General features: G+C 77.6%; 1 protein-coding gene. It reads left to right on the forward strand.

Going from position 1 to position 1498, the window contains the following annotated elements:
- The first annotated feature begins 46 nt into the window (after positions 1–46).
- Positions 47–1303 carry an aminotransferase class I/II-fold pyridoxal phosphate-dependent enzyme gene (locus CCN72_RS37115; RefSeq protein ID WP_086812677.1) on the forward strand — a complete coding sequence of 419 codons (1257 nt, stop codon included), beginning with the start codon at positions 47–49 and terminating at the stop codon, positions 1301–1303.
- Positions 1304–1498: the final 195 nt, after the last annotated feature.

Below are 1498 nucleotides of genomic sequence, written 5' to 3' on the forward strand. Positions count from 1 at the left end.
ACACGGCCCCGGGCCGGGCGGCACCACGGACTGCGCGGAGGCGGACATGCGGCGGACGGACCCCGAGGGCCACGGCCCCGTCCGCTACGGCCCACCCCTGCCCGGCGACGGCCTGCCCGTGCTCCCCGAGCTGACCGCCGTGGTCGCCGCGGCGGCGGGCCGCGCCGACGCCCAGCCCGTCGGCGGCGCCCCCGCCCTGCTGGAGGCCGCCTGCGGCTACTGGACCCGCCGCGCCCTGTCCTGCGTCCCGGACCAGGTCGCCGCCGGACCCGGCGCCCCCGCGCTGCTCCTCGCGCTCACCGCGGCGCTCGCCGGGGACGGCGCCGACGTGCTCGTGCCCCGCCCCTGCGCCGCCTGGTGGGCCCCCTACGCCCGGGTCCTCGGGCGGCCCGTCTTCCATGTGCCCACGCCCGCCGAGAGCGGCGGCGTCCCCGACCCCTACGCGCTGCTGGAGACCGTGCGCCGGGTCCGCGCCGAGGGCGGCGACCCCCGGCTGCTGGTGCTGTCCGTCGCCGACGACCCCACCGCCACCGTCGCCCCGCCCGAACTGCTGCACGAGACCGTGGAGGCCGCCACCGCCGAGGGCCTGCACCTGGTCAGCGACGAGACCTGGCGCGACACCGTGCACGCGCCGCACGAGACCGTCCTGCTCAGCCCCGCCGAGATGCAGCCCGACCGGGTCACCGTCGTCACCGACCTGGCCGGTGCCCTGTTGCCGCCCGGCTGGCCCGCCGCCGTTGCCCGCTTCCCCGCCTCCGACACCGGACGGCGCCTGCACGCACGGGTCCTGGACATCCTCACCGGACTCGGCGCCCGCCTCGCCACCCCCGTCGCCGCGGCCGCGTGCTACGCGCTGGACGAACCCCCGCCCGTCACCGAGCGCCGCGAGGCCGCCGTACGGCTGCACGCCCGGCTGGCCGACGCGGCGCACGCCGAGGTCACCGCCGCCGGTGCCCTCGCCCGCCCCCCGCAGGCCGGGCGCCATGTCTACGCCGACCTGAGCCCGTTCCGCGAGGCGCTCGCCGCCCGGAACGTGAACGACGCCCAGGAGCTGGAGGACTTCCTCACCGCCAGGACCGGTATGCCCGCGCCCGGCGGCCACCGTTTCGGCGACGATCTGGCGGCCCCGCGCGTGCGGCTCGGCACCGGGCCGCTGCTGGGCGGCACGGACGAGGAACGCACGGCAGCCCTCACCTCACCCACACCATGGGAACTGCCCTTTGTGCAAAGCTCGTTGATCTCCTTGAGGTCGGTCCTCGACGATCTCCGCGACGACGCCCAGCGAGGGGAGCCTTCTCGATGACGCAGCAGACGCAAGAGTCCGGATCGACCCCGACGACCGACAACTCGCCCACGGCTCCCACGGCTTCGATGGCTTCCACGACTTCGACGGCGACCGACGCCCGTGCGGGCGGCGACACCGGTACGGCGACGGCGGCCGACGCCACCACGGGCGCGGCGATCGCTCCGCCCGCCCCCGGCGCGCCCGTGGTGGCGT

Source organism: Streptomyces murinus, assembly GCF_002154555.1.
Classification (GTDB): Bacteria; Actinomycetota; Actinomycetes; order Streptomycetales; family Streptomycetaceae; genus Streptomyces; species Streptomyces murinus.

Coding starts and splice junctions, on each gene's coding strand:
- CCN72_RS37115 (WP_086812677.1), top strand. CDS start 47: ATGCGGCGGACGGACCCCGAGGGCCACGGCCCCGTCCGCTACGGCCCA.